The 24150-nt window shown below is 54.6% G+C and carries 22 protein-coding genes; 4 read left to right on the plus strand and 18 right to left on the minus strand.

The window, feature by feature from the left end; all coding sequences use genetic code 11:
• Nucleotides 1-57 precede the first annotated feature (57 nt).
• Both LAO76_13585 and LAO76_13590 read right to left on the minus strand, forming a co-directional pair.
• The gene (locus LAO76_13585; GenBank protein MBZ5491958.1) at nucleotides 58-234 is read right to left on the minus strand and encodes a hypothetical protein; all 177 of its coding nucleotides are present in this window, start codon (nucleotides 232-234) and stop codon (nucleotides 58-60) included.
• A 295-nt stretch (nucleotides 235-529) separates the two neighbouring features.
• Nucleotides 530-2383: an amidase gene (locus LAO76_13590; protein ID MBZ5491959.1), complete on the minus strand. Its 1854-nt coding sequence runs from the start codon at nucleotides 2381-2383 to the stop codon at nucleotides 530-532.
• An 81-nt stretch (nucleotides 2384-2464) separates the two neighbouring features.
• Here LAO76_13590 and LAO76_13595 point away from each other — a divergent pair, with 81 nt between their 5' ends.
• On the plus strand, nucleotides 2465-2911 hold the full coding sequence (locus LAO76_13595) for a GNAT family N-acetyltransferase (protein MBZ5491960.1): 447 nt from the start codon (nucleotides 2465-2467) through the stop codon (nucleotides 2909-2911).
• A 90-nt stretch (nucleotides 2912-3001) separates the two neighbouring features.
• Here the strand turns inward: LAO76_13595 and LAO76_13600 are convergent, their stop codons facing one another.
• The 3 genes from LAO76_13600 to LAO76_13610 form a co-directional block, all read right to left on the minus strand.
• Nucleotides 3002-4357 carry a hypothetical protein gene (locus LAO76_13600; GenBank protein MBZ5491961.1) on the minus strand — a complete coding sequence of 452 codons (1356 nt, stop codon included), beginning with the start codon at nucleotides 4355-4357 and terminating at the stop codon, nucleotides 3002-3004.
• A gap of 104 nt (nucleotides 4358-4461) precedes the next feature.
• Complete coding sequence (locus LAO76_13605; protein ID MBZ5491962.1) at nucleotides 4462-5193, minus strand: FAD-dependent oxidoreductase; 732 nt, start codon at nucleotides 5191-5193, stop codon at nucleotides 4462-4464.
• An 88-nt stretch (nucleotides 5194-5281) separates the two neighbouring features.
• A complete protein-coding gene (locus tag LAO76_13610) occupies nucleotides 5282-6106 on the minus strand; it encodes a hypothetical protein (GenBank protein MBZ5491963.1) in 825 nt (274 codons plus the stop codon).
• Nucleotides 6107-6361: 255 nt separating this feature from the next.
• Here LAO76_13610 and LAO76_13615 point away from each other — a divergent pair, with 255 nt between their 5' ends.
• Nucleotides 6362-7435, plus strand: coding sequence for an alpha/beta fold hydrolase (locus LAO76_13615; GenBank protein MBZ5491964.1), 1074 nt, complete (start codon nucleotides 6362-6364; stop codon nucleotides 7433-7435).
• A gap of 20 nt (nucleotides 7436-7455) precedes the next feature.
• On the opposite strand, the gene LAO76_13620 is transcribed toward LAO76_13615, so the two are convergent.
• The 12 genes from LAO76_13620 to LAO76_13675 form a co-directional block, all read right to left on the minus strand.
• The gene (locus LAO76_13620) at nucleotides 7456-8160 is read right to left on the minus strand and encodes a hypothetical protein (GenBank protein MBZ5491965.1); all 705 of its coding nucleotides are present in this window, start codon (nucleotides 8158-8160) and stop codon (nucleotides 7456-7458) included.
• 32 nt (nucleotides 8161-8192) lie between these two features.
• The gene (locus LAO76_13625; protein MBZ5491966.1) at nucleotides 8193-8993 is read right to left on the minus strand and encodes a CAP domain-containing protein; all 801 of its coding nucleotides are present in this window, start codon (nucleotides 8991-8993) and stop codon (nucleotides 8193-8195) included.
• A gap of 82 nt (nucleotides 8994-9075) precedes the next feature.
• Nucleotides 9076-9741, minus strand: a complete 666-nt coding sequence (locus LAO76_13630) for a PspA/IM30 family protein (protein MBZ5491967.1) — start codon at nucleotides 9739-9741, stop codon at nucleotides 9076-9078.
• Between the two features lie 39 nt (nucleotides 9742-9780).
• The gene (locus LAO76_13635) at nucleotides 9781-9978 is read right to left on the minus strand and encodes a hypothetical protein (protein MBZ5491968.1); all 198 of its coding nucleotides are present in this window, start codon (nucleotides 9976-9978) and stop codon (nucleotides 9781-9783) included.
• A gap of 99 nt (nucleotides 9979-10077) precedes the next feature.
• On the minus strand, nucleotides 10078-11553 hold the full coding sequence (locus LAO76_13640; protein MBZ5491969.1) for a flotillin family protein: 1476 nt from the start codon (nucleotides 11551-11553) through the stop codon (nucleotides 10078-10080).
• Between the two features lie 17 nt (nucleotides 11554-11570).
• Entirely contained in the window at nucleotides 11571-12185 is a 615-nt protein-coding gene (locus LAO76_13645) for a hypothetical protein (GenBank protein ID MBZ5491970.1), read from the minus strand.
• A 62-nt stretch (nucleotides 12186-12247) separates the two neighbouring features.
• A complete protein-coding gene (locus tag LAO76_13650) occupies nucleotides 12248-12748 on the minus strand; it encodes a helix-turn-helix domain-containing protein (protein MBZ5491971.1) in 501 nt (166 codons plus the stop codon).
• Nucleotides 12749-12967: 219 nt separating this feature from the next.
• Nucleotides 12968-15718, minus strand: coding sequence for an ABC transporter permease (locus LAO76_13655; GenBank protein ID MBZ5491972.1), 2751 nt, complete (start codon nucleotides 15716-15718; stop codon nucleotides 12968-12970).
• A gap of 1 nt (nucleotide 15719) precedes the next feature.
• Nucleotides 15720-16073: a PadR family transcriptional regulator gene (locus tag LAO76_13660; protein MBZ5491973.1), complete on the minus strand. Its 354-nt coding sequence runs from the start codon at nucleotides 16071-16073 to the stop codon at nucleotides 15720-15722.
• 79 nt (nucleotides 16074-16152) lie between these two features.
• The gene (locus LAO76_13665; GenBank protein ID MBZ5491974.1) at nucleotides 16153-19341 is read right to left on the minus strand and encodes a TonB-dependent receptor; all 3189 of its coding nucleotides are present in this window, start codon (nucleotides 19339-19341) and stop codon (nucleotides 16153-16155) included.
• A 282-nt stretch (nucleotides 19342-19623) separates the two neighbouring features.
• Entirely contained in the window at nucleotides 19624-19866 is a 243-nt protein-coding gene (locus tag LAO76_13670; protein ID MBZ5491975.1) for a hypothetical protein, read from the minus strand.
• A 242-nt stretch (nucleotides 19867-20108) separates the two neighbouring features.
• Entirely contained in the window at nucleotides 20109-21290 is a 1182-nt protein-coding gene (locus LAO76_13675; GenBank protein MBZ5491976.1) for a hypothetical protein, read from the minus strand.
• A gap of 106 nt (nucleotides 21291-21396) precedes the next feature.
• On the opposite strand from LAO76_13675, the gene LAO76_13680 reads away from it, so the two are divergent.
• Nucleotides 21397-22410 carry a DGQHR domain-containing protein gene (locus tag LAO76_13680; protein ID MBZ5491977.1) on the plus strand — a complete coding sequence of 338 codons (1014 nt, stop codon included), beginning with the start codon at nucleotides 21397-21399 and terminating at the stop codon, nucleotides 22408-22410.
• The gene (locus LAO76_13685) at nucleotides 22407-23420 is read left to right on the plus strand and encodes a hypothetical protein (protein ID MBZ5491978.1); all 1014 of its coding nucleotides are present in this window, start codon (nucleotides 22407-22409) and stop codon (nucleotides 23418-23420) included. Before LAO76_13680 ends, LAO76_13685 begins: the two co-directional genes overlap by 4 nt.
• 42 nt (nucleotides 23421-23462) lie before the next feature.
• On the opposite strand, the gene LAO76_13690 is transcribed toward LAO76_13685, so the two are convergent.
• On the minus strand, nucleotides 23463-23606 hold the full coding sequence (locus LAO76_13690) for a hypothetical protein (GenBank protein ID MBZ5491979.1): 144 nt from the start codon (nucleotides 23604-23606) through the stop codon (nucleotides 23463-23465).
• Between the last annotated feature and the right edge of the window lie 544 nt (nucleotides 23607-24150).

Consider the following 24150-nt stretch of genomic DNA (forward strand, 5'->3'; position numbering starts at 1 on the left):
TCACCTGACTAAAAATTAACCACTGGAGGCGCCGGCTCAGGACCAGGCCCACTAAGGCTATTTCCCGCTGCGCCCGCCAAGGTACTTCCGGCCAAAATCAACATAACCACCAACATACGGATTGCGGTCTTCATGATTAATTTCCTCCAATATTTGCTTTTCTTCAGAATCTTGTGCCCCGAAAGTTGCGAATAGACTACATGAAAACCGTAAACGCGCCACAACAATCAACATTGCATGCTATTTTTCAAATTCGCCTATGCTTCACATAGGCCACAGCAATGAATTGCATACAAGTTGATCATTTCGAGTAACTTTTGGCGGAAATGATTCAGATTCAAGGATTTAGAGAGATTGAGCCAAGCTGCCGCTCGTCGGCAGAGAGCCCAGAATCGCCTTTGGCGACCCCCACATTTCAGGGCGCTTATTAAAAAAATTACATCTTTAGAATGCCCAAGGGCATTTCATCCCACTCTTTTTTGACTGCATCGGCACACCACGATGCCGGCGCGGAGCACGGCATTTGCTGCTATTTCTTATCTCCACTTTCCAGTTGTGGGTGCTTGCGATGAAAGTCCGTCGCATCCTGGTAAGCCTTGGCGAGCGCAAGCATTTTGGCTTCACCGAAAAGCTGCCCAAGGAACGTGAGGCTGACCGGCGTACCCGGACCTCCGCCTTCCACTTCGCCGTTTTCACGGACACGAGCCTTGGGCGCATCGTCACCACGAAAGCCGTTAGGCAGGATGAGTGCCGGATGCCCAGTTAAATTTGTGATCAGCAGTTGCGTGCTGAACGTGGGCGCGACGATGACATCCACCTGATCGAATACTTTTGCCGCCAGCTCCATGGCTATTGTGCGGGCGCGGTTGGCCTGAATGTATTCCACCGCGGGGATGAAGCGCGCTGCGCGAAAAGTGTTGGGCCAGTCGTCCTTGGTCTGTTGCGTCAACAGTTTATCCCGGCCGCTGCGCGTCAGGTCGTCAAAGGCTGCGGCGGCTTCCGCCAGCAAAATACTGCGCATGGCACCGTAAGGATACTTGGGGAACTCCACGGGCATCAGGTTCACGCCCATGGAGCGGAGCTTGGCCAGAGCGGCTTCATCGAATTTGTGATCGTACTCGCGACGCGCCGTGGCCTCCGCCCGATTGGCCTTTTCTTCCGCCTGTTTTTTCTTTTCATCTTCACTGAGCTCTTTTTCTTCTTTTGGCGGTGCGGTCTGCGGCGGCGGTTGTAATTCGAAATCGGACTTCAAATAGCCGACGCGCAGCTTGCGCCAATCAAGGTTCGCGTCCCAGTTAAATGCTGCGTTGTGGACGGTGCGGTCATGGCCGTCAGGCCCGTGGATCGCGCTCAGCACGATGGCCGTATCTTCCACAGCGCGGCAGAGCGGGCCAAGTTTGTCCATGGTCCAGGAAAGCGCCATGGCGCCGGTGCGCGGAACGAATCCGAATGTCGGACGCAAGCCGGTTGTGCCGCAGCGGGTTGATGGAGAGGAAATTGAACCCAGTGTTTCCGATCCGATAGCAAAGGCCACGCAGCCGGAGGCAGTAGCTGAAGCCGATCCGGCCGACGATCCGCTTGATCCTTGTTTGGTGTTCCAGGGATTGCGCGTCATGCCGCCAAACCATTTGTCGCCCTGCGCGAGCGCGCCAAGAGTGAGCTTGGCCACCAGCACCGCTCCAGCGGCGTCAAGACGCTTGACGACGGTTGCGTCTTCATCAATCTTCTGGTTTTCAAATCCGCCCGCGCCCCAGGTTGTGCGATATCCCTTTACGGCCAGCAGGTCTTTTGCGCCCCAGGGCAAGCCGTGCAACGGGCCACGATACTTCCCTGCCGCAATTTCGCGGTCGGCATCTTTGGCCTGCGCCAGCGCGCGCTCTTCCGTCAAGGTGATTACGAATTTCAGAGTTGGGTCATAACGCTTGAGCCGCGCAATGTACATCTCTGTAAGCGCAGTGGAAGAAACCTTCTTTGTTCGTACCAGCTCCGCCAGTTGGCGCACGGAATAAAACGCCACATCTTCCAGATTTTTAGGTGCGGCGCCTGCAACGGCGGGCGCGGCGGAAATCTTAATCGGCCGCCGCTCCATCTCAAACTTCATTCCCGGAAGCACGGGATCAAAAATCACCGCCGGAGCAACTTCATTCTTGATGTGCAGCTTGTAGATAGCGTCATAGCCCTCGGTATAGCTGTTGAGGTCTTCCAGCATCATGTCCTTGTATTCATCGGCAATACGGACATCAGCAATGGCGGCGGCGTTGTCAATCATCTCCCGCGTGACTTTGCTTTTTTCGTCAGCCATGGCCCAGAGCACTCCGGGCAGCAACGTTGCGGTCAAGCCAAAACGTGAGCAAACGGTAAGAAACGATCTGCGATCAAGCATGCGTTCTCCAATAATAAAAAGACGGCTGGCCATTATAGCCAAAGAGGGTCGCCGGCGATGCCGTTCGGTTAAAATCGCGATGTGAATGCTCTCTTCCAGCTTCTCTCTGACCAGGAAATTCCCACATTGATGGAGATGATGCGCGAGTTTTATTCGCAGCAGCAGATGCAATTCGATGAAGCGGCAGCATCACGTGCTGTACACACGACGCTGGACAATCCCGACCTTGCGCAGATCTACCTCATCTTTCGCGGCCCGGAACTCGCCGGATATTTTGCACTAACGTTTTGTTTCAGCCTGGAATTTCACGGGCGCTTTGCTTTGCTCGACGAAATTTATCTTCGTGAGCCATTCCGCCGGCAGAAGCTGGGCAAGGCCGTGGTCGCGTTTGCGGAAGACCTCTGTAAAAAAGCGGGCGTTAAGGCTCTACGGCTTGAAGTGGGACGGGAAAACCAGGGCGCGCAATCACTCTATCGCGCTGCCGGGCTCAAAGAAGACGAACGGAATCTGATGACCAAGTGGCTGTAGGAGAGAGTATTGGTTTTGCTCACACGGAGTTTTTTGGGACGAACGCACCATTCACGCGCATTTTGCGCGTGAATGGTATTGTCCGTGTGATCAAAGCGACTTAAGAAATTCCACTAATTCTTTTCGTTCTTTTTCACTCAGTTGCAATTTCAAATGCTGATCGTAATGAGACACCACTTCGTCCAGAGTCTGGAACCTTCCATCGTGATAGAAGCCGCCCTTCTGGTGGCTCCAGAGACCGCGCAGGGGCGTGGTCCGGTACATTTTGGTGGGAGAGCGGGAGGACTGGAAATCGTCAATTCCAATCTCTTCCGGAGTGTGCAGGCTTGAACCGGGCTCAGTGTAAAGGTCAGGCACGTGGCAGGTGGCGCACTTTGCTTTTCCTGAGAACAGCGCCTGGCCCAGCGCAGCTTGCCCTTTATCAAAGCTGCCTTCCGGTGGCTTTGGCGCAGGGATAGCTAGTTGATAAAACTGCAATGCACCCAACTTCGAAGTAATTTGGTCATCACTGTTGCGTACCTGGTTAAAGTGGGCGCGGGCGCCTACTGGAAACTGTTCCGCTGTCAGTCTGGGTTCGGAGAATGCTCCCTTGCCGTGCATCTGGGTATTGGCGACGTACGCATTCCAATATGTAACCGATCCCCATCCTGTATAGGTGCCGTTATTCACGCCCGCCATGCCAAAAGCAGGCGGCAGCAGCGTGGCTCCTGATTTGCCATTGGGCTGAAATGCCTTTCCGTCCTGGTTTAGTTCGGCATCGTATTTGCCCGGCCCCCAGCTACCCAGCACTTTTTTCACGGTCGGCACATTAACACCAAGCAGGTCGGCGACGGGTTGGAGATTAGGGGCCAGCGATACGATCGCACCTACATTCAGGTCCCGGTTCGGCCACCCATCCAGCCGGTGCCCGATTCCCGGGGCAAAGGAATCATCAACCGTCGAATGGCAAAGCGCGCACTGAATGCCCATCGACTGCAATTTTCCTTGTTTGTCGAAAATGCCGGTAACGCCCACCACGGAATTCAGTTTTAGCAATGCCAGCGTTGTAGCCGGATCGTCAAGGTCCACTTTGCCGGCCTTAATCTGTTCCACAAGACTGGCTGGTAGCGCGTCGGCATCGACTTTTAGTCCCACAGAAAGCGCGGTCTTGGGACTCACGCCCGGACCTACGCCGCCCAAATGTTCGCCGGCGATTGCCTGGTGCAGGTGGAGAGTGTCGCCCCAGAAGGCTTCGTCGCCAAAAGTGTCATAGCGGAAAATCTGCCGCCCCTGGTTGAACATCGCCTGCATGTTGTTGTTGATCTGTTGGTCATTTGCTGTGGCAGCAGCGGCCGCAGCATTCTTGGAAGACGCTTTATTGGACTTTGTACCTGGCGCCCAGGCGGCAAGCAGCAGCAGGAACACACAGCCTGTCAGGAGAGTTACAACTTTCTTCGTGTTGTTCATACCAGCACCTCTTTCCTTCTCTTCTTTGGAACTTTAGAGACAAGGGCCGGGCCGCGAGAAAACTTGCAGTGAGCAATCCCCGCTTTCTCTCGCAGCGGTACAGATCAGTAACCTGCAAATTCTTCTGTTCTTAAATCGTCTTCATCCACGCCGGCTGCGTTCAGCATCTGGCGCATGGCTGCCACCATGGCGGGAGGCCCCGCAATGTAATAGATGGGGCCTTGAAGACTGGGAAGATGCCTGACCAACATCTCGCGGCTGATGAATCCTGTTTCTCCGCTCCACGCCTGTGCGGACTTGGACATCTCGCTCATGCTGGGAATAAATTTAAAGTTCGGATTTTCTTTTTCCAGCTCTTGCAAGATCGGCATGAATGCAGCATCTTCCGGCCGCCGGTTGGAGTAAAAGAGATATAGCTTGTGAGGAAGTTTGGCATGAGCTGCGTAACGTACGATGCTGGAAAATGGCGTGATTCCGATCCCGCCCGCCAGGAACACTGCCGACTTGGCTGAATTGTTGTGCAGGGTGAAGGATCCCATCGGCCCTTCCAGCCTGACCTCGGTATCAGACGGGGCCATTCGCAGAACACGCTTGAAAGCCGTGTCCCGCATTCTTGTTGCAACCAGCAATCGTTCATCTTCAGGAGCGCTGGCAATCGAAAATGATCGTATATTGCCTTCTGCATCCGTCTCAGGCGGATCGACGAGCTTTATGTCGAGATACTGGCCAGACTTGAACTGGAAACCCGCGGGCTTGGCAAAATAAAAGCCCATGGTTCCTTCCGCCAGAGTTTCTTTCTCCTTGAGCTTGCTCGTAAATGTTGTTGAGGCCGCCATCTTCGCTCCCTCGTCAATGAATTACGGACCTATCTTAAAGCCTCATGGACGCATTGATCGGCGCCCATGAGGGTTATGAGGGAGAAGACTAGTTGTGCGCTTCCGTTTGGGAATCAAAGAACAGGAAGAAGTTGGTTGGCTGGTCCGGTGCAGCCTGACCCGCCGCTTGAGCGGCGCGCAACGCGTCCAGCGAGTTGATGCCGGTCTTTCCGTCAGCGCTGGGCCACGCGCTGGGATCCGTTACCAGCACTGAGATCACTTCCCACCACACTGGTCCGAAATTTTTTCCATCAATGATGTGGCTGTGATTCAGCGTGGGCACTAACACGCTGGTATTCGGCGGAACCTTGCCAAGCTTCGCCAATACTGGACCCAAATCAGTCTGCGTGGTGTGCATAGTGCAAGTGCTGGGCATGCCCTTGTGCTGCGTAACCGGCAAACCTGGTTCTGGACATTGCACTGGAACCGTAGGGTTCGTCTTAAACGCTTCCGGAATGAATCCGAAGAGGCTAAGCAGCGCCTGCCCTAAGGCCGGCGTGAAGGCGTCATTGGGGTTCGTGTCATTACCGAAGAACGGAGCGATAACATACAGCTTAAGAGTGTTTTGAATTGGCCGGAAATTTGGATCGATCGTTGACCCGTGACCCACGGTGCAGATGGGACGCTGAAATTCATTTGCGTCTACCGCAGCCACTTGTCCATTGTGATCAAGGTCATCAAAGGGCTCATGGATGCAATCGAAGTTTTGGAAATAGGTGAATACCAGCAGTTGACCCTGAGCAAACCCTTCGGTTTGGTTGACGGCCAGGGGTCTGGCATTATTCTCATTGTTTGATTGTGCAAAGCCACCGAGTGTAAGCAGCAGTACCACGGATGCGTTCGCAAGCAGTCGGAAAGCGCGATGTTCTCTCATTTTTGTACCTTTTCGTTTCTTTATGGAGTAGAAAGCTGCTATGAACGATTGGGGGCCCTGTTACGCTGGTATGGAGTCGCATGCAGATTAGTGGTTACACATAAATGCAAAAAAGCATTCGCAGCGATCTATGAAGAATGGAATGTGCTGCTCGCAATAAATATTCTTTCGTGATAATCAGACGTGCCAATCAAAATGTTCCTTTTCTGAATTCTGTCTGATGATTTAAGCTTTTCTGCCTTGAGGAGATTTTTGATGAAGCTCTGCCGCACCATCTCAATGATGTTCACCGTGTTGATAGCGATGGCGCTTCGCGCCGCCGACTATCCCGCGCCTCAATCCGGCACGTTCGTAGTGAAAGACTTTCAGTTCAAGTCTGGAGAAAAGCTGCCGGAGGTCAAGCTGCACTACTACACGCTGGGGACGCCGCAGAAAGATTCGAGCGGCAAGATTCGCAATGCGGTGCTGATCCTGCACGGCACCGGCGGCAGCGGACGGCAGTTCTTAACGCCGAATTTTGGCGGCGTGGTCTTTGGCCCCGGCCAACTGCTGGATGCGGCGAAGTACTTCATCATCCTGCCGGACAATGTGGGCCACGGCGAATCCAGCAAGCCCAGCGACGGCCTGCACATGCGCTTTCCGCACTATGAATATGACGACATGATCGAGTTGCAATACCGGCTGCTCACGCAGGGACTGGGCGTGAATCATCTGCGGCTGGTAATGGGAACATCAATGGGCGGGATGCATAGCTGGCTGTGGGCGGAGCAGCACCCGGACTTCATTGACGCGGCCATGCCGCTGGCCAGCCTGCCCGTGGAGATTGGCGGGAGGAATCGCATGTTTCGCCGCATGATCATGGACGCGATCCGCACCTCGCCCGACTGGAACAACGGCGAGTACAAGCAACAACCACACGGCCTTGCTGCCGCACTTGATGTGCTGTTGATCATGGGCAGCGCGCCTTTGCGCATGCAAAAAGACGAGCCCACCCGCGAACAGGCCGACAAAGTGCTGGAGGATTTCATCGCCAGCCGCATGAAGACCACGGACGCGAATGACATGATTTATTACTTTGACGCGTCGCGAAACTACAATCCTGAGCCGCAACTGGAAAAGATCACCGCGCCGCTCATCGCCGTGAATTCAGCCGACGACCAGATCAATCCGCCAGAACTTAAGATTCTTGATCGCGATATTCAGCGCGTGAAGAACGGCCAGTATGTGCTGCTGCCGATCACGGACCAGACGCGCGGTCACGGGACGCACTCATTCCCGGCGATATGGGGAGATTATCTGGCGCAGTTGCTGCAGAAATCACAACATTGATTTTCTTTAGAGAATGAATATCAGTTTGCGAAAGTAGCCACGACCCAGAAGTTGGCGTAGCCATGCTCCTGGTCGGGACGGAAGCACGCGCCGTATTTCATGAGATGGAAATCAGCATTCGCGACGCGAGGATTCATTTCCGGCGGCAGGTGATGCGGATCAGAAGAAGTGAATACAACAACGGCTGACACGCCAGAAAGATTGTCCGACAGCTTCGTGGCATCGCCATCCGTTGTGCAAGCCAGTTGATGGAGCGCAACATCTTCGCGGGCGTAAATTGGCCTGATGCCTCTGGCTTTTCTGGCCAGATTGAATGCTTCAGCAAATGCGGAGTTGACCGCGTTGTAGCTGGTGCTCAGAATGTTGGCGCGATGCCCGCTGGAACCCATGAGCGCCGGATGGACGTCTTCAACAAACTCTGTGCGGGCCACATTCTCCGCTGAAACAGTAAAGCGCGCACCGGTGGCGCCAAGACGCTCAGGCAAAGAGGTTTCCCCGGGAAACTGGTGTGAGAGCTTGCCATTTTCCGCCAGCAGTTGCGCGTGCGCACGCGCCGCGCTCGCGGCATGGTCGTCCCATTGCAGGACGCTTAGACCCTGGCTGGCGCGTTCATGGTTCAGTTCTTCAAAGATGCGTTTCTCAGCCGAGGAGATCGTTGCACCAGCTTGAGGCGCCTGTGCGGCGGTCAGCATGAAAATGAAAACGCATTGAAAGAAGAGATTCATCCAGATGGTCTGAAGATTTTACTGGAAAGCGATTATCCGCCAGACCTGTAGAAAGCCGCTACCACCCAGAACTTGGAGAATCCGGTGCTGCCGCCTGTTTGCAGGCAGACGCCGATGTTCATGCGCTGAACGGTTTTGTCAGAAGCGTACTTCCGCATATCTTCGGGCAGAGAGCCAGGCTCTGACAAGGAGAAGACCAGCAGCCCCGATACGCCGGGCATGTTCTGGATCATCTTGTCGGTGTGCATGTCCTGGGAGCAGGCGGCCTTTCTCAGGTGCTGATCGCTGATCACGTCCACGGGAGACATTTTTCTTGCGCGCCTTGCCTGGTTGAAAGTGGCAATCAGGGACTCGCGAAATTGCTTTTCCGTGTATGAAGCCAGCGTGTGTGCGAAATCCTGGGTGATGAACAGTTCATGGTCCCGCTCCACGATAGAGATGCCGATGGCGTTGTAGTCCTGATGAAGGATGTTGGCGCGGTGGCCGGGCGATTTCATCAGAGCGTTGTGAGCTGTATCGACGTCGGGCGCGGCGGCAACGTTCTCCGCCACGGCGTTGAAGCGCAGGCGAGTGTATCCCACCCGTTCCTGCAAGATCGGCTCTCCGGAAAACTGGTGCGAGAGATCGAGGTTTTCAGCCAGAAGTTTGGAATGGGCCAGCGCGGCTTCAGCCAGTTGGTCATTCCATTCCAGCTTGTTCAGGCTCGCCTTTTCGCGCTCATGATTCACCAGGTCAAAGAGCTGCTGCTCACGCTGAGACGGCCCAGCGTGAGCGCTGTAACTTCCTAAAAAGAAACTCAGGAACAGAATGGCGAAGAGTATTCGTCTCGTCATTGGATCAGGTAAACGGATCAGGTAAACACAATCCTACCATTCGACGCCGACTGGAGCGTAACAGCGAAAGCGGGCCTGTAAACTAAGCCCGCTTCGCCTTCAACTCATTCAGTATGCGGCTGATCTCATCTTCTTTTTCCATCTGGGCAAAACGGTCTTCCACGCTGGCCGCGTCAGAGGACAACAGCTCCGTTTTGGCCTGGCCAATGGCTTCCTGCCGCATCACTTTATGCTTCATGCGATCAAACGTCGCGCCGTGGTCCGGGCCGGAGATGCCGGTATGCGCATCAGCGGCCTTGCTCAGCGTGCGGGCGCGGCGGTTCTGCGAAATCAGCAGTTCGCTGCGGGCGCGGGCCTCTTCCAGTTTCTGCGTGAGCTTGTTGAGCGCATTCTTCAGCGTCTCCACTTGCGCAGTCTGGTCGGCCACCTGCTGGCGGAAATTTTCAGACATCTGCTTGTAATGGAGCGAGCGTTCAATGGCGGCGCGAGCGAGGTCGTCCTGCTTCTTGCCTACGGCCATTTCCGCTTTGCGACCCCAGTCGGCAATCTTGTCTTCATTCTCTTTCTGCTTTTTTTCCAGCAGATGCTGGTCCGCCATGGCAATGGCAACCTGCGTCTTCACCTGAAGCAACTGGTTTTCCATGTCCAGGATGACCTGCTTGATCATGATTTCCGGGTGCTCAGCTTTGTCTATCAATTCATTTAAGTTTGCCCGGATCAAGGTTGAAACTCTTTCTAGTAATGCCATAATGCCTCCAAAATATTTCGACTGCTTTCAAGGGCCGACTTACAAATTCAGATTCCCTGCGCTTATATGGCTGCTGTTGGCGCGTGGCAAACGGCTGCGGCGCGCGCCAGCCGATCCAATCCATACACCAGCTACAAGTCCCATACCCAGCCAGAAGAGCCAGCTACCGGCCATGAGACCAGCTACGATTCCCAGCACCGCGCCCAGTACCAATCCGATGAGTGAGACCTTCTTCATTGCCTTTCTCCATCACGCAACTGCAGTTATTTTTATGCGGCCGGCAAGCTGGCTGCAGTACCACCTTGCCGGACCTTCAGAGAGCAACCGCTCGACCTGTTATGCCTTGCCCGCAGCCCTGGCTTTGCCCGCGGGAGGCTCGTCTCCACCAGGAAGCTCAGGCGAGGGCTTTGGGCCTTTGTCGCCAATCTGCTTCACCTTGGAGAACAGCTCCGCCATGCTCATGCCAGAGAGTGCTTCAAACAATGCCGGCACTTGCGCGGCGATCTCCGCCATATCGCCGGTGATTTTACTCATGCCCGCCGAATGACCGTTGCCGGTAGAGACAATGGTTATTTTGTCCACGTTGGCCAGCGGTGACGCCATGGCGCGGACCACTTCCGGCAACCCGGTAATCAGTTTGTCCACTACCGCCGCCTGGTTATATTCCTGATAGGCTTCAGCCTTGATGTTCATGGCCTTGGCTTCTGCCTCACCTTTTTTGAAGATGATGTCGGCTTCGGCTTCGCCCTGTAACCGGATGGCATTGGCACGGCCTTCCGCTTCCGCGATGAGGCGTTGCTTTTCGCCTTCCGCAATATTCAGGACGCGCTGCTTTTCAATCTCCGCCTGTTTCAGCACGGTTGCGATCAGCTCATTCTGGTGGCGCGCGATTTCAGCTTCCTGCACCTTGGTCTGCGCTTCTCTTTCGATCAGCTGGACCTTGACCTGTTCCGCGATCACCTGCTGTTGCTGAATGTTCTGCTGAATTTCATAGGCCTTGTCAGCTTGCGCCTGCTGCTTCTTGATCAGCTCAGAATAAGTGGCTTTCTTCACTTCAAGGTCGCGTTGCGCTTCCGCCTGTTTGGCCTGTGAAAGTGTTTCCGCCAGCACGCGCTCCTGGTCAGCCTGCGCGCGGGCGATTGCGGCGGCCCGTTGCGCTTCCGCTTTTTTGATGGCCGTATCGCGCTCGGCTTCAGCGGCGGCAACGTCGGCGTCGCGCTTGATGCGGGCAACGTCTGGACGGCCCATGTTGGAGATGTATTCGTTTTTGTCGCGAACTTCCTTGATGGTGAATGAAACAACTTCCAATCCCATCTTGCTCATATCGCCAGCGCAAGTGGCGCGCATGCGGTCGCCCACCATCTCAGGCTCTTTTACGATCTGCTCAACGGTGAGCTGGCCGATGATGCCGCGCAAATGGCCTTCCATCACAAGGCGAATCAGGCCTTCACGCTGTGGCGGCGTCTTGGTAAGAAACTGCTCTGCGCCGGTGCGGATGGAAATGTCATCCGACTTCACTTTAATCTGCGCCACGGCCTCCACGGTCACGGCGACGCCCTGGTTGGTATAAAGGTCCTGTTGTGGCGCTACATCGAAAGACATCAATTCAAGGGACAACAGTCGGCAGCTTTCAATGAGCGGCCAGATCACGGTGCCCGCGCCTTTGACTACGCGCGGCGTTTTGCCGCGGCCATATACAAGCAATGCTTCGTTAGGACCAACTTTGCGATACAACCGGGCCAGCATGCTGATGACCAGCATGATGGCCAGCACGGCCAAGCCAGCAAAGATTGCAACTGTTTGCCACTCCATAGATCCTCCTAAACCTTTCACAGACTCTTCTCCTCTTCCGCCGGCATGACTCCGGCCTTTTCTGCAAGCTCACTCCAGCGGCGCACATACGCTACACCCTGGTCAAAACGCGTGACCACAACTTCTTCACCTCGGGCGATCTCGTCGCCTTCTTCACTGCGGGCAGCGCAGGCCTTGCGCGCGCCTTCCTGCACAAAAATGATTTCTCCGGTGCCACGGCCGCGAATCCTGCCGCTTACCTTGCCCAGCACGCCGACCATTTCAAAGTCCATAGGGTCAAGGCTGGATTCATGCGCCATGAAATATTTGGCGGCGAAAACAAATACGATTCCCGCGCCAATCGCCCCGGACAAAGTGGAAAGCGCGAGGCCGGCGAACACCCATATGTGGCGCAAATGGACCAGCAGGTATCCGGTGCCACCGAACCACGCCAGAAAAACGGAGATCGTCATGGGATTGAAAATGCCAAAGCTTGAGTGATGCGAGCCGCTGCCGGCGTGGCCCGCTCCGTGTCCGCCATGAAAATGATGCGGCACATGAAGATGGAAATGCAGCGTGCCGCTCAAAAAAGAGAACGCGGTATAGGCAAAACCCACGACAAAACAGATCAGATAGAAAGTTTCCCAGTTCATCGTTTTACCTCGTTCAACCTCACGTTACTCAACGTCATCTCGCTCGGCGTTATCCCGCTCACTTATGCCTCGCTCATTACCGGGGCGATCTTCTGCTGCTGTGGACGCAACACATGCAGCAGCTTTTCCGCCAGTTCCGGCGTTTCCAAAATCGCTTCCATCAACACCAGACAGCTACGCGAATCCTTGTGCTTGGCCAGGTTGAGCAGCGCGCGGCTTACCGGCGGATCGCGGCGGAAACGCTCCGCGCCCTGAATCAGCCAGAGATCGAGCGTGTCTTCCGCGGCGCTCACGTCCGATATGAGTTCATTGTGGAAGCCTTCAGGATCGTCAACCAGATATCCGGGATGGACGTTGAAGAATTTTGCCAGCAGCAGGCGCGTCTTGTTGGTCAGGTGCGGACGCGCGCCATTCTCAATTTGCGAGAGATAGCTCTGGCTGATCTTCATTTTGAGGTCGCGAGCGACGGCTTTCACCACTTCCTGCTGCGTCATCTCGCGACCGAAGCCGCGAAGATTGCCTTCCATCAGCCTCAGGTAACGTAATTTTTCGCCAAGCTTCATATCGCTAATCGCAATAATAATATTTCAATTTGCGATATGCGTCAAGAAGAATTTTGACTTAGGTCTTGGCTGATCGAAAAAACAATATAACTACATTAGAATCTAGTACTTATGTTCATCAAGAAATCGCACCACAAACTGTCTAAGGAATCAAAAAACCTTTGAAACACGGAGGAACGGAGGAAACGGAGGAAAAATTGGATGTCCTCGCAACTCACCTCATTCATGCCGCAGGGCAATCATTGGATCGATTCGGGAGGCCTTCCGCGCGGGCAGGCAACCGGCAACCAAAGCTGAGATGAGCAGAGTGCCAATTGCGAAGACCATTGCTAATGGATCGTTAGGCTTCATGCGGAACAGAAAAGACTTGAGAAATTGTGATGTCGCAAAAGCAGTTGGTACGCTGAGCGCAAGGCCCACGGCGGCAAGCACGCAGACTTCACTCAAGACCATCCAGATCACTGCGCCACGCGGGGCTCCGAGCGCCATGCGAATGCCAATCTCGCTGGTACGGCGAGCGACATTGTAAGAAACCGTACCGTAGAGACCCACGCACGCGATGATCAGTGCGAGAACGGCGAAGGCGGTGCACAGCTTTGCGAAGACAATCTCCTGGTTAATTGTCTGGTTAATGTCCTCCACCTGGGTCCTGATGTCTGTGACCGGCACACGCGCGTCTGTCTGGTGCACAATTTCGCGTACCGTATTTACAAGCGCAAGCGGATTTCCTGCCGTGCGCAGTTCGTAGACCATCTGGCGAGGCGGCGGAGCACCTTGATTGTACGGAATGTATACAACCGGCGGAGCATTGCTTTTCAGTTCGCCATATTGTGCGTTCCGGGCCACGCCGACGATCTCCATGTCGCGAAGGCCGGTTCCCAAGAGGAGGTGCTGGCCCAGCGGATTCTGATCACCGAAGTTTACCCTGGCAAATAACTCGCTCACGACTGCAACCGGCGTGGAGCCGGATTGGTCGCGCTCTTCGATTTCGCGCCCGGCCAGAATAGGAATCTGCATGGTTTTTAAGAAGTCGTAGCCAATGAATAAAATACGCGTGGCTGGATCCGGCGGGGCGCCGTTCACGGTGATCTTATAGCCAGTGCCAGCCGTGATCAGAGAAGCCTGCGACAGGCTCACATTTCGCACACCTGGGACTGTGCTGAATCTCTTTTGCAGGTCGCCGTAGAAGGTTGAAATCTCCGGGTCCTTGTGGCCGGCCTTGCGGGCGTCCAGCTCGAACAACAACACGTTTTCGCGATTGAAGCCAACCTCAACCGACTGCAGTTTCTTGAGCGTCCTGACAAAAAGCCCGGCGGCAACCAGCATCAGCAATGACAAGGCGATCTGCGACACCACCAGCGCCTGGCTCAGGCTGAAGCGCATTCGGGAACGTGCATCGGTGGACCGCAGCTTCTTGAGCGCGGGCACCACGTCCACACGGGTTAACGGGAGCGCTGGAGCCAAACCAAACAGTATCCCGGTCAGAAGCGCGAGCGCCGCAGTCACACTCAGTACATGCCAGTTCAAATTCGCATGCAGAGTAAAATCCGTTTGGCCGTTGGCCAGCAGCACAGTCAGAAAGCGGATGCCCCAAACGGCGATGAAGACTCCCAGGATTCCGCCGAGAGAGGCGAGCAAGACACTCTCCGTTAGCAGTTGCCGGACCAAGCGAAGCCGGCCTGCGCCCAGGCTCAGCCGCAGAGCCATCTCGCCTCTTCGCGCGGTGGCACGAGCCAGCAACAGGCTGGCGATATTGGAGCAGGCAATGGCCAGAATCAGTCCCACCAGCGCCATCAAAACGTACAGCGGCTTCGAGTAGCGGCGACGCAACGCTTCCACGCCGCCCGCGCCTTCCTGCACAACGAGCGAGGGCAGTATCTCCCGTTCCCGCTCATTCGTTACCGTGCTCTCCACCCATTGGCGGAATTGCGGTGCAAGAGCAGCCTGCGCTTGCTCGCGGCTTACTCCAGGACGCAGGCGTGCCATGATCTCAATCCAATAGAAATTTTGATCGAGATACCACTTCGGCTTGGTGCCGTACGGATCGGCAGCTTCAATGGATACGCCCGAGCGCATGGGAAGATAAACGTCTGGCGCGGTTGAGGGGTCCACGCCGAAAAATTCAGGCGGCGTAACCCCCACCACCATTGCAGGAACATTGTTGATGAGAATGGTTTGCCCGGCAGCGTTCGCCGGCCCGCCATAGTGTCTTTCACTGAACCTCAGACTCACCACAGCGACCAGAGGTGATCCCACTTGATCGTCGCCGGAAACAATCATGCGCCCAGTAGCAGGCCGGACTCCAAGACCGCTGAAGTAATCTCCGGACACATATTCACCCATGACGATGACCGCCTGCCCTTTTGCCATCACGTCGAGTTCATGCGCGGGATGGTAGGCGAAGATGCTCGAGAACAGCGAATCGTTTTTCTGGAAAAGTTCAAAAGCAGGGTACGGAAAGATTCCGGCGACGACACCCAACTTGTCATCATCATATGTGGTGCCGCTCATGGTGTGGAGCACAGAAGGGCGCCTCACTCCTCCCTGCCAGCGTGACGGGCCGTGCCACTGTAAGATCACCAGAGACGAGGGATCGCTGACCGGAAGCGAGCGCAGCATGATGGCGTCCATAAAGCTGTAGATCGCAGTGTTGGCACCGATTCCCAGCGCCAGTGACAGAATCGCCAGAGTGCTGAAAATCTTGCTCGCCCACATCACGCGTAGCGCGTAGCGAAGGTCCTGAACGAACTGCTCGAACCGCGTCCAGATCCAGACCGCGCGGACGTGCTCCTGCACGAGAGTCACATTGCCAATCTCGCGGTGCGCGTCCCATTTTGCCTGCTCCGGCGCAATGCCTTCCTGTTCACGTTCCGCGGCTTCTTCTTCCAGATGGAACTGCAGCTCCTCCTGAATTTCAGCTTCTTTGCGGCGACGCTGTGACAGCCAGATGAATTTGCGGACGAATGACATATCACGCCTCCTGATCTCCAGGGCTCAAGATCAAGCCCATGGCGCGGGCAAAGGCCCGCCATTTCGAATGCTCACTGGCGAGCTGTTTGCGTCCGAGCGCCGTTAGTTTGTAAAACTTGGCCCGCTTTCCCTTGTCAGAAAGTTCCCACGAGGACGCGATCCAGCCTTTGGCTTCCAACCGGTGCAGAGCCGGATACAAAGAGCCAGTTTCGACCTGGAGCAATTCTTCAGAGGTTCGCTGGATGTGTTTAGCGATAGCGTGGCCATGCGCGGGACCGGCCAGCAGTGTGCGAAGGATGAGAAGGTCGAGCGTGCCTTGCAAAAGTTCTACTCGTGATGGCGGTTTTGGAGGCATTGTGTAGACATACTACTACATGTTGTATAGACTGTCTACACATTATTGGCTGTTTACCTGCCGAGCCTTGAAACAACTTTTAAAACTTGAAACGAAGCGCCAGTTCCACGTTGCGCGAGCTGCCGCCGCCGAGGAATGGATTGCCGGTACCAACGTCCGGCGTGGCCGTTACAGGAAGAAATCCGATTCCGTGTCCAGTGGCATCGAGACCGTTCTGCGCAAAATCAACGCCGAAATTCGGCCACAGCGGGTTGGCAAAGTTGGGATGATTAAAGAGGTTGTAAATATTGAGTCGCAACTGCATGGCAATGCGCTCAGTGAGCTTGGAGTCTTTGGCCAGGCTGAAATCAAAGTTCTTGAAGTCCGGTCCGACAAAAGCGTTGCGGCCAAGATTGCCAAAGTGCTGGTTGCCGTTGCAACCGTCGAGCGTTGCATTGATGTTGCAGGGGACCTGAAACGCGGCCAGATTCAGAATTTGGTTTGGCAGTTTGGTGCCGGTGAATGGATTTCCGACGATGTCCGGCCGGCCGAAGAACTCGCCGCTGCCGTTGAAGTCGCCTTCAAAAAGGTAGCTCACATTGAATGGCTGCCCGGCGGCGAGACTGAGAACGCCATCAAGCGCCCATCCGTTGGTGAGCCAGTGCATGGTATCCGATGAAGGCAATTGATACGTGAAGGTCCAGCTGAGATGGTGGCGCATATCAAAATTGGAACTGGCGCGTTCACGGTCGGGAGCAAAACTGTTGTCCGGCTGCGTTGCGTTGGGAACGTAATCCTGGCCGTCGCTGGCGTTATCAATGGAATGTGACCAGGTGTAATTCACGCTGGAAGACAAACGATGCCAGTCGCGAAAGCGCAACGACATCTGCAGCGAGTTATAACTGCTGCTGGCCGAAGACTGGAACTGGTTGACGTAGATCAACGACGGAAATAACGAAGTGCCGGTAGCCGGATTGATCTGGTTGATATCGATATAACGGAAGAGCTTGCGCCCCTGCGAGCCCACATAGCCCACTTGCAGCGCGACCTTGGGAGACAATTCCTGCTGCAAATTTAAGTTCATGACATGAATGTAAGGCGTTCGCAATTTTTGATCCACGGTGAAAACATCCGTCGCCGCAAAACTTGTGGGATCGAACACCGGCACGCCCGGCTGGATCGTGCTGGCAGGAGAGAAGCTGAACGTGATGGGATCAGGTCCGACTCCGTTATAAGCCGGGCCGGAATTGAAGGTGTTGAAAGGCAGCTGGCCAACAAAGAAGTCCTGCGAAAAAGCGTCGTAATACATGCCCCAGCCGGCGCGGATGATGGTCTTGCCGTTGCCATGAGCGTCCCAGGCAATGCTGGCGCGCGGCGCGAAATTGTTCAGGTCGCGGGGATACAGTTGCTTGACGGTATTCACGTTTCCGGAAGAGTCAATCAGGCTGAAACGGTTCTTCTCTTCCCCGATCACGCCAAAATATTCCCAGCGCACGCCGTAACTCAGAGTTATGCGCTGGGAGAAGCGGAACGTATCCTGAAGGTAGAACGAGTGATTATTTTCAAACGTCTGGCGGGAAGAATTGCCCTGTGCCTGCCTGCCGCTGGAAGGCGTGCCAGCGATGAAAGATTTGAGGTCATCGAAGCTAAGCTTGCCGCGATAACCACTGTCAAAGAAGCCATCCACAAAAGTGCGGCGGAATTCATAACCGAATTTCCAGTTGTGCTTGCCCGCGGCCCAGGTGAAATTGTCATTGAATTGCGTATTGGAATCCGTGCGTCCGCGCGGGACTGAAGTGTTTGCGCCCAGCGGCGCAAATCCGGAAACGTTGATGGAAGGAAGACCGAAATCCTGCTTCGTGGTACCCATGTTGAGCCCGATGCTCGACGGATCAAACGTGCTGTCTTCCGGGCCAAAAGTCTCATGGAAGCGGTTGTAGCCAAAGCGGATTTCCGTGAGCAAATGCGGGTTGAAAATATGCGTGTGCGAGAGTGAAACAATATTGACGCGCGTGGGAGTCACCGTGTTGAAGCCGGGCAGAATGCCTCCGCCAACCAGCGCCAGCGGAAAACTCTGGTCGCTATCGCCAAAATAGTAGCGGCCCGTGAGCAGATCATTCTCACTGAAGCGATGATCAATCTTGGCAATCATACTGTCCACGCGATTGTTGGCTTTATCTGAAGTCACCAGGCTTCCATCAGGACTGGTAGTCGTGGGCCATGGGTTCCGCGCCAGCAGGTTGGCGATTACCGGGTTCACGACTCCACCGTTGGCGGCGATTGCGGCGTTCAAGTCAGCCTGCGTTGGCACGGTGGCGACAGTGGGAATGCCTACGCCTTCGCGCTGACCTTCATACGACACGAACCAGAATGTCTTGTCCTGCTTGAACGGTCCGCCCAGTGAGAAGCCGAACTGGTTATTGTGAAACACATTCTGTGGCGCTGGTTTGGGGTTAAAGAAATTGCGCGCGTCGAGCCCGTTGTTGCGGAAGTATTCATACGCCGTGCCGTGCAGCGAATTGGTCCCGGACTTGGTAACAATATTCACCGTGGCGCCGGAGCTGCGTCCAAACTCAGCCTCTGTGGCGTTAATCACGGAAACTTCCTGCAGCGCGTCCATGGGCAGGATGGTGGCGGGCGTTCCGAACACTCCGCCCTGATTGATCGCCGGCAGGTTGCGATAACCGTCATTCATGTCTGTGCCATCGAGCAGGTAATTGTTGGAGCGTCCACGGTTGCCGTTGATGCTGAATAGGCCAAAAGAACCGGGCGAATCGGCCACGCCTGAAGGATCGCCGCCAGAGCCGGGCACCATGACCAGCAGTTTCGTAAAGTCGCGACCGCTGACCGGCAGTTCGTTAAACTGTTCCGCGTCCAGCGTTGCGCCCAGCGTGTCCTGCACGGTATTCACCAGCGGCGACTCCTGGGTAACAACCACGGTTTCTCCAACGCCGCCCAGCGAAAGCTGCACGTTGACTTCCTGGCTGGACGATACCGCCACTCGCACGCCTTTGGTGGTCGCGGGACGAAACCCCTTGCCCTTCACCGTCACGTCATAGTTTCCAATCGGCAATTCAGAAACAAAGTAATTGCCGGTAGCGTCCGTCTGCGTGGAGCGTGAGAACCCGGTTTCAGGGTTGGCGACCGTAACGTCTGCTCCCGCAACAACCGCGCCGGTTGTATCGGTGACCGTTCCCTGGATGCCACCGCGGAATGTCTGGGCCAACAGAGTGGCGGAAAGGCAGAACAAAAAAACCAAAGAGAAGAATCCGGAAGAGAGAGTTCTCATCGCGTCAGACCTCGGAAGTTGAGATTGGCTGGCGGGAGAATTATAACTCTAGATCGCGCGTGATCGCCGTGATCGTGCGTGATCGCCGTGATCGGGAAAAGCAAATGCTCACCACGGAGGCGCGGAGACGCGAAGAACAGCCAATAGCGAAAGATCAAATGCACGGCGCATGCGATCGGATCGATCGGTGATAGTGGGGTCGGGGATTTGCATCGCGCCGGCAGCAGGAAGCTGGTTTTCTTTCATTGCTGCCGACGCCTGGCGCTTTTGGGGCGTCACCGCTCAGCATCCGTAATATCCCATCAGCACGCGGTCGAATTCTTTTTCCTGTTCGGTACGCCGATCATCAGGCTGCGGTTTTGCATTCTTCTGCTTCTTTTCTTTGTGCGACGGGCCGGCGCATACTGCCTGCTGTTGAGTGGCGTTGGCTGCGTTGTCGGTTTTTGGTTCATCCGTGGCGGCAAAGGCCGAGATTGATGTCGCCAGTGTTGCGATAGTAAGTATGCGGACCAGTGCGGTTTTCATGAGAGTTTCTCCTTTTCAATTGGCTATGTATGAAGGCATCGCGCGATGGCCTTGCGTTGTACACCATGCAAACCGAATAGGACGGCGTTTATTCCGATGTGAAGCAGAAGAATATTTTTCGGAAAGCGGGAATAAATGTGGGTGGCTAGCACTAATAAAACACAACATACTGATATGGCTACCGCTTCGCACTCCGCCACGTTGCGCACGTGTCCTCACGCCCCAGCGGTCGGAGCCCGAGCCTAAAGCTTTCCGGATTTGACGATAAAAGCCTGTCGGCCGGACTCGACGGACTGAAGTGCCAAAACAGCTACCAATTTTCGTGGGATCCCATAAATAACGATGCCTTCGCCCTCTGTCCGGCCTAGCTGCGAGGGAGCTCTGCCTTTCAGGTTTGCAACATAGACGGTGTCTGCGGTCTCTTCCACAATTTTCAATCGCTCTGAACAAAACACCTTTCCATTGGTTGGGCTCGGAAGCGCTGAAGATTTTTCTTGCGACTTGGCGGTTGGAAACACTGCTGGAGCCGTGGCAACTGAGACCGCGGAACAGCCCCCCATTGCCTGCGGTTCACCTAATTTCAGCAACTCAATGGGAACTCCCGCTTGAGCTGCGTCGGAGGTAAAAATTAGCACCGCATCTCGCGTTTCGCCCAAATAACCGCCGCCGCGTGCCTCTGGAATAAAGGAATAAAAACCGTATCCGAATTGATAAGCCGCAAAGATATATATGGACAGGATAGGTAAAAGCGCCGCGATCCATGGCCATCGACTGAACTGCCCGCCTTTTTGCGATGCTTTTTGGGCGCCGAACGTGATCACAGAAATAATTCCCCACGACATTAGATACAAGCAGAAAGGGAGTCTGATTGCAGATGATAAATGGTCATATGCGCCCGGTGCTTTCCACAAAGTCACTGAGCAGAGAGTTATGACAAAACAAAGTACTAGGAGATTGTGGACAAATAGCCAAGGATGGCTGGGACGCAAAGCGCCTTCAATAACAATCCAACTCACTGCCACAATAATGCCGGCGAGCGACCATAAGACTCCGTTGTTATCCAGTACACGCAGAGGAAAAAACATCAATACTAGACAGAAAACGAAACCGGTAGTAATCATCACAAGGACGCCCGACATTTGGGTGCGCCTACGGGATGTTCGCATTGCGGCCCAGTATCCTGTGGCTGGCGCTATTAGAAGTGCAGGGGTCAAGAAGAACAACCCGCCTGCGAGTATATTTCGAACCCGAAATAGCTCCACGGCGGACACCGGGAGCCCAAGTTGGTCAAAGCGGGCCGTCAGAATTAAGAGCCCTGTTGCATAGCATAGCCCCGCATAGATGATCAAAAGTTCAGAGGCCACCTTGATCTGATCCGAAATTGAGATTTTTGAACCCGCCGATGTTTCCTGACTTAATGCCACAACACACCTCCAAGCTAACGGATGACTAATATCACAATCTACAGACCGCTGGTATGGAAGGACTCGCTTTTACACGCATTTGAATGTTATTTGGGAAGCTATGGCGATGGCTGCTAAAATGCTGGTTTCGAACGGGAGCAAAGAGCGCATGGCCGTGAAGAAAACACCTTCTTACCCAGCACTGTTGTTGGCTCAGAATAAACATCGATTTTATTTTTCCACAATCCCAGTAGATGACTTGTATCCATGTTGTTTTGTCGCTCGACGGCAAGAAGATCCTCAGCAGGGATTTCAGCGCGCACTGTCGGAAGAAAGGGCGGATGACATCAGCCGTTATCTCTCGTCAGGAAATGGCTCGATTCCTACGAATGTAGTGCTGTCAGCTCAGCCGGAATCTCTTCTCAGTTACAATCCACGGTCGAAAACGCTGTCCTTTGTTCGGGTGCCACGCGCATTCCTTGTTCTTGATGGTCAACACCGCCTATGGGGCTACTCCAAATGTCCGGTCCGACACCGTGTCCCTGTTGCGATCTACGAATCGCTGGGGCGTTCCGAAGAAGCCAAACTCTTCATAGACATAAATACCAATCAGCGGGGCGTCCCTGCGGCTCTCTTGCTTGACATTAAACAACTTGCCGATATGGAGACAGCCAAAGAGAGTCTTTTAAGATCATTCTTCGACAAATTGCAGACCGACCCATCATCTTCGCTTCACGGGCGACTCAGTCCGGCACACTCGACGCCGAATAAAATTTCGCGTGTCACGTTCAATCGTGCGGTTGGCGCCGCTCTAAGCAGCGAGGTGCTGCTGTCTCTTAAGGAAGATGATATTTATCGCCTGCTTCGAAACTACGTAAATGCGTTTGATGCAGAACTGCCAGAGAAAGCCACCTTGATCAGAGCAGCCTACTTTGAAGCCATTTTTGATATGTTCGATGAAGTTGCTCGTGCAACTATGGCACGTGTAAAGAATCTCAAGCAGGATTCGTTGCAAGAAATGATTCGTCCCATCACTCATTTGGATTTTGGCGGGCGTGGGAAGTTAACGAAAAAGGCTTATACAGAGTTGATGCAAGGTGCTTTTCGCAAGAGTGTAGCAGTTTCACCGGACATGCTGTGATTGCACAAGCAACAGGTTGGCAGCGGTTAAGAGCAATGTCGCTGGATACAGTCCCCAGCGGCACCCGTGTTTACCATGTCAGGGCCGTGCCGCTTAATTTGTGGCGCGACAAAGGATCGTTCACGGTCATTTCTTGCACTAAGAATCAAGTTAGCATAGAAGCTGCGGCATCTGAAATCGGGAGTGCATTGCTGGCAGATACGGAATATCTCCTGGATCATGCCGCTGAACATCAGGCTTCTCTTCGCGATGCTGTAGCTGTGCAAAATTGGCATAGTCCGGCTTGGATGCTCGTGACCCTTTATTATTGGGGATTTTTTTCTGCGCTGGCCCTTACTCGCATTAGCGGCTCTTCAACCTGGTTTCTGGACAAAAAGGCGTTAAATCAATTCAAAACCTTAGCAGGTTCGGCAGTGCAGCCGGGCGCAGGAGCGCTCTATCTGGTGGTGGATGCATACGTCAGTGCAACAGTGCGTAGAATGTCATTGCGCCCAAGCAAATCTCAATTGCATGATGCATCTTGGACAGTTGCGATGAGGCTTATCACTGAAATTGTTGAACACTGCGACGGAAACGTCAATCTGTTTGAATATCGATTCTGGTCAGCTTTGAAGCGTATCGGGGACTTGTGGGGAGCTGACTGGGCAAGTAAGCTGAGAAACGCGATCAACTACCGTCCCGGGTACGGCTATCGGGAAGTAATCAAAAATAAAGGAATTGATAGCATCCGCTATTTACGTCAGCAGACGCCAATTGCCTTTCATGATCTCGTCGATGTGCTCGAGAGCGAAACAGCGGCGATTCGCTTGGGGTCCGACCCAAGAAGCGATATCGCTTTAGCCAGTCGCTTGTTAGGTTTGTTTTCGATCTCCCTCGCCATGATAGTCCAAACACTGCATGCCGAAGTGCTCATTAGGCAATCAGGTGATATCCGGTGGGAAGGCCTCCGAAACTCGTTTTTCTCGGCCCGGTGCAGTACTCCATCAGGGGGCATATGGCCATTTGCGTAGCTCTCGTTCGCTTCGATGGGGATTCTCACATGTCCTGATCCCTTAGTGCGTCATCGCCCCCGGCCCGCCTCCGCCCTTCGAGGCTTTTTTCATCAGCAGGATCAGGGGCAGGCAGGCGGCGAACATGATCGCCAGAAGAAAGAAGACGTCGACGTAGCCCATCATGGACGCCTGCTGCTGGACCATGCTAAACAATCCGACGGAGACTTGTGCGGCGGCGATGACCGAGGCTGCTGCTGCGAGACTTGAAAGCGGACGGGATAGGGTGCTGCGCTGCTGACAATCCTTCCATGTCGCTTCGCGCTACGCGACGGCCTTCGGCAGAGCGGAAGGTTGCGTTTGCTTTCAGTTCCCAAGGCCTGACGGCCTGGCCTCAATAATTACGCCCCCTTTGGGGGCTCATCGGTTTTCTTCCTTTGTACCCGGGGCTTCCGCACCCGGGTCAGGCTGTTTCGCCCTCGGGCCTGGGAACCCCAAAACCCTTAACCACAAAGGACACCCGTTCGACTCGCAAAGCTCGCTCAGGGCAGGCTGCGGGACACAGAGGACCAGAATCAAAATCACCTGAGAGTCATTCGGTTTTTTGGGTTCGGGATGGCTATCCCCAATGGGGGAACAGCCGTTTTGACCACCTCGTGGGCCACGCGTGACTGCAGCGGAGCCGATCCCTCACCCGCGCCAGTGTGTCTGGAGCTCTGGATTTCGTCGACTCGGAAGGCGCGGGATTCGG

Source organism: Terriglobia bacterium, from assembly GCA_020072645.1.
GTDB lineage: Bacteria > Acidobacteriota > Terriglobia > Terriglobales > Acidobacteriaceae > Angelobacter.

Bases quoted from the DNA above. Each gene is read 5' to 3' on its own strand.
- LAO76_13680 (MBZ5491977.1), top strand. From the start codon at position 21,397: ATGGCTGCTAAAATGCTGGTTTCGAACGGGAGCAAAGAGCGCATGGCC.
- LAO76_13590 (MBZ5491959.1), bottom strand. From the start codon at position 2,383: ATGCTTGATCGCAGATCGTTTCTTACCGTTTGCTCACGTTTTGGCTTG.
- LAO76_13650 (MBZ5491971.1), bottom strand. From the start codon at position 12,748: ATGAAGCTTGGCGAAAAATTACGTTACCTGAGGCTGATGGAAGGCAAT.
- LAO76_13600 (MBZ5491961.1), bottom strand. From the start codon at position 4,357: ATGAACAACACGAAGAAAGTTGTAACTCTCCTGACAGGCTGTGTGTTC.
- LAO76_13610 (MBZ5491963.1), bottom strand. From the start codon at position 6,106: ATGAGAGAACATCGCGCTTTCCGACTGCTTGCGAACGCATCCGTGGTA.
- LAO76_13625 (MBZ5491966.1), bottom strand. From the start codon at position 8,993: ATGACGAGACGAATACTCTTCGCCATTCTGTTCCTGAGTTTCTTTTTA.
- LAO76_13620 (MBZ5491965.1), bottom strand. From the start codon at position 8,160: ATGAATCTCTTCTTTCAATGCGTTTTCATTTTCATGCTGACCGCCGCA.
- LAO76_13665 (MBZ5491974.1), bottom strand. From the start codon at position 19,341: ATGAGAACTCTCTCTTCCGGATTCTTCTCTTTGGTTTTTTTGTTCTGC.
- LAO76_13630 (MBZ5491967.1), bottom strand. From the start codon at position 9,741: ATGGCATTACTAGAAAGAGTTTCAACCTTGATCCGGGCAAACTTAAAT.
- LAO76_13690 (MBZ5491979.1), bottom strand. From the start codon at position 23,606: ATGGTCCAGCAGCAGGCGTCCATGATGGGCTACGTCGACGTCTTCTTT.
- LAO76_13645 (MBZ5491970.1), bottom strand. From the start codon at position 12,185: ATGAACTGGGAAACTTTCTATCTGATCTGTTTTGTCGTGGGTTTTGCC.
- LAO76_13585 (MBZ5491958.1), bottom strand. From the start codon at position 234: ATGTTGATTGTTGTGGCGCGTTTACGGTTTTCATGTAGTCTATTCGCA.
- LAO76_13660 (MBZ5491973.1), bottom strand. From the start codon at position 16,073: ATGCCTCCAAAACCGCCATCACGAGTAGAACTTTTGCAAGGCACGCTC.
- LAO76_13655 (MBZ5491972.1), bottom strand. From the start codon at position 15,718: ATGTCATTCGTCCGCAAATTCATCTGGCTGTCACAGCGTCGCCGCAAA.
- LAO76_13605 (MBZ5491962.1), bottom strand. From the start codon at position 5,193: ATGGCGGCCTCAACAACATTTACGAGCAAGCTCAAGGAGAAAGAAACT.
- LAO76_13670 (MBZ5491975.1), bottom strand. From the start codon at position 19,866: ATGAAAACCGCACTGGTCCGCATACTTACTATCGCAACACTGGCGACA.
- LAO76_13635 (MBZ5491968.1), bottom strand. From the start codon at position 9,978: ATGAAGAAGGTCTCACTCATCGGATTGGTACTGGGCGCGGTGCTGGGA.
- LAO76_13615 (MBZ5491964.1), top strand. From the start codon at position 6,362: ATGAAGCTCTGCCGCACCATCTCAATGATGTTCACCGTGTTGATAGCG.
- LAO76_13640 (MBZ5491969.1), bottom strand. From the start codon at position 11,553: ATGGAGTGGCAAACAGTTGCAATCTTTGCTGGCTTGGCCGTGCTGGCC.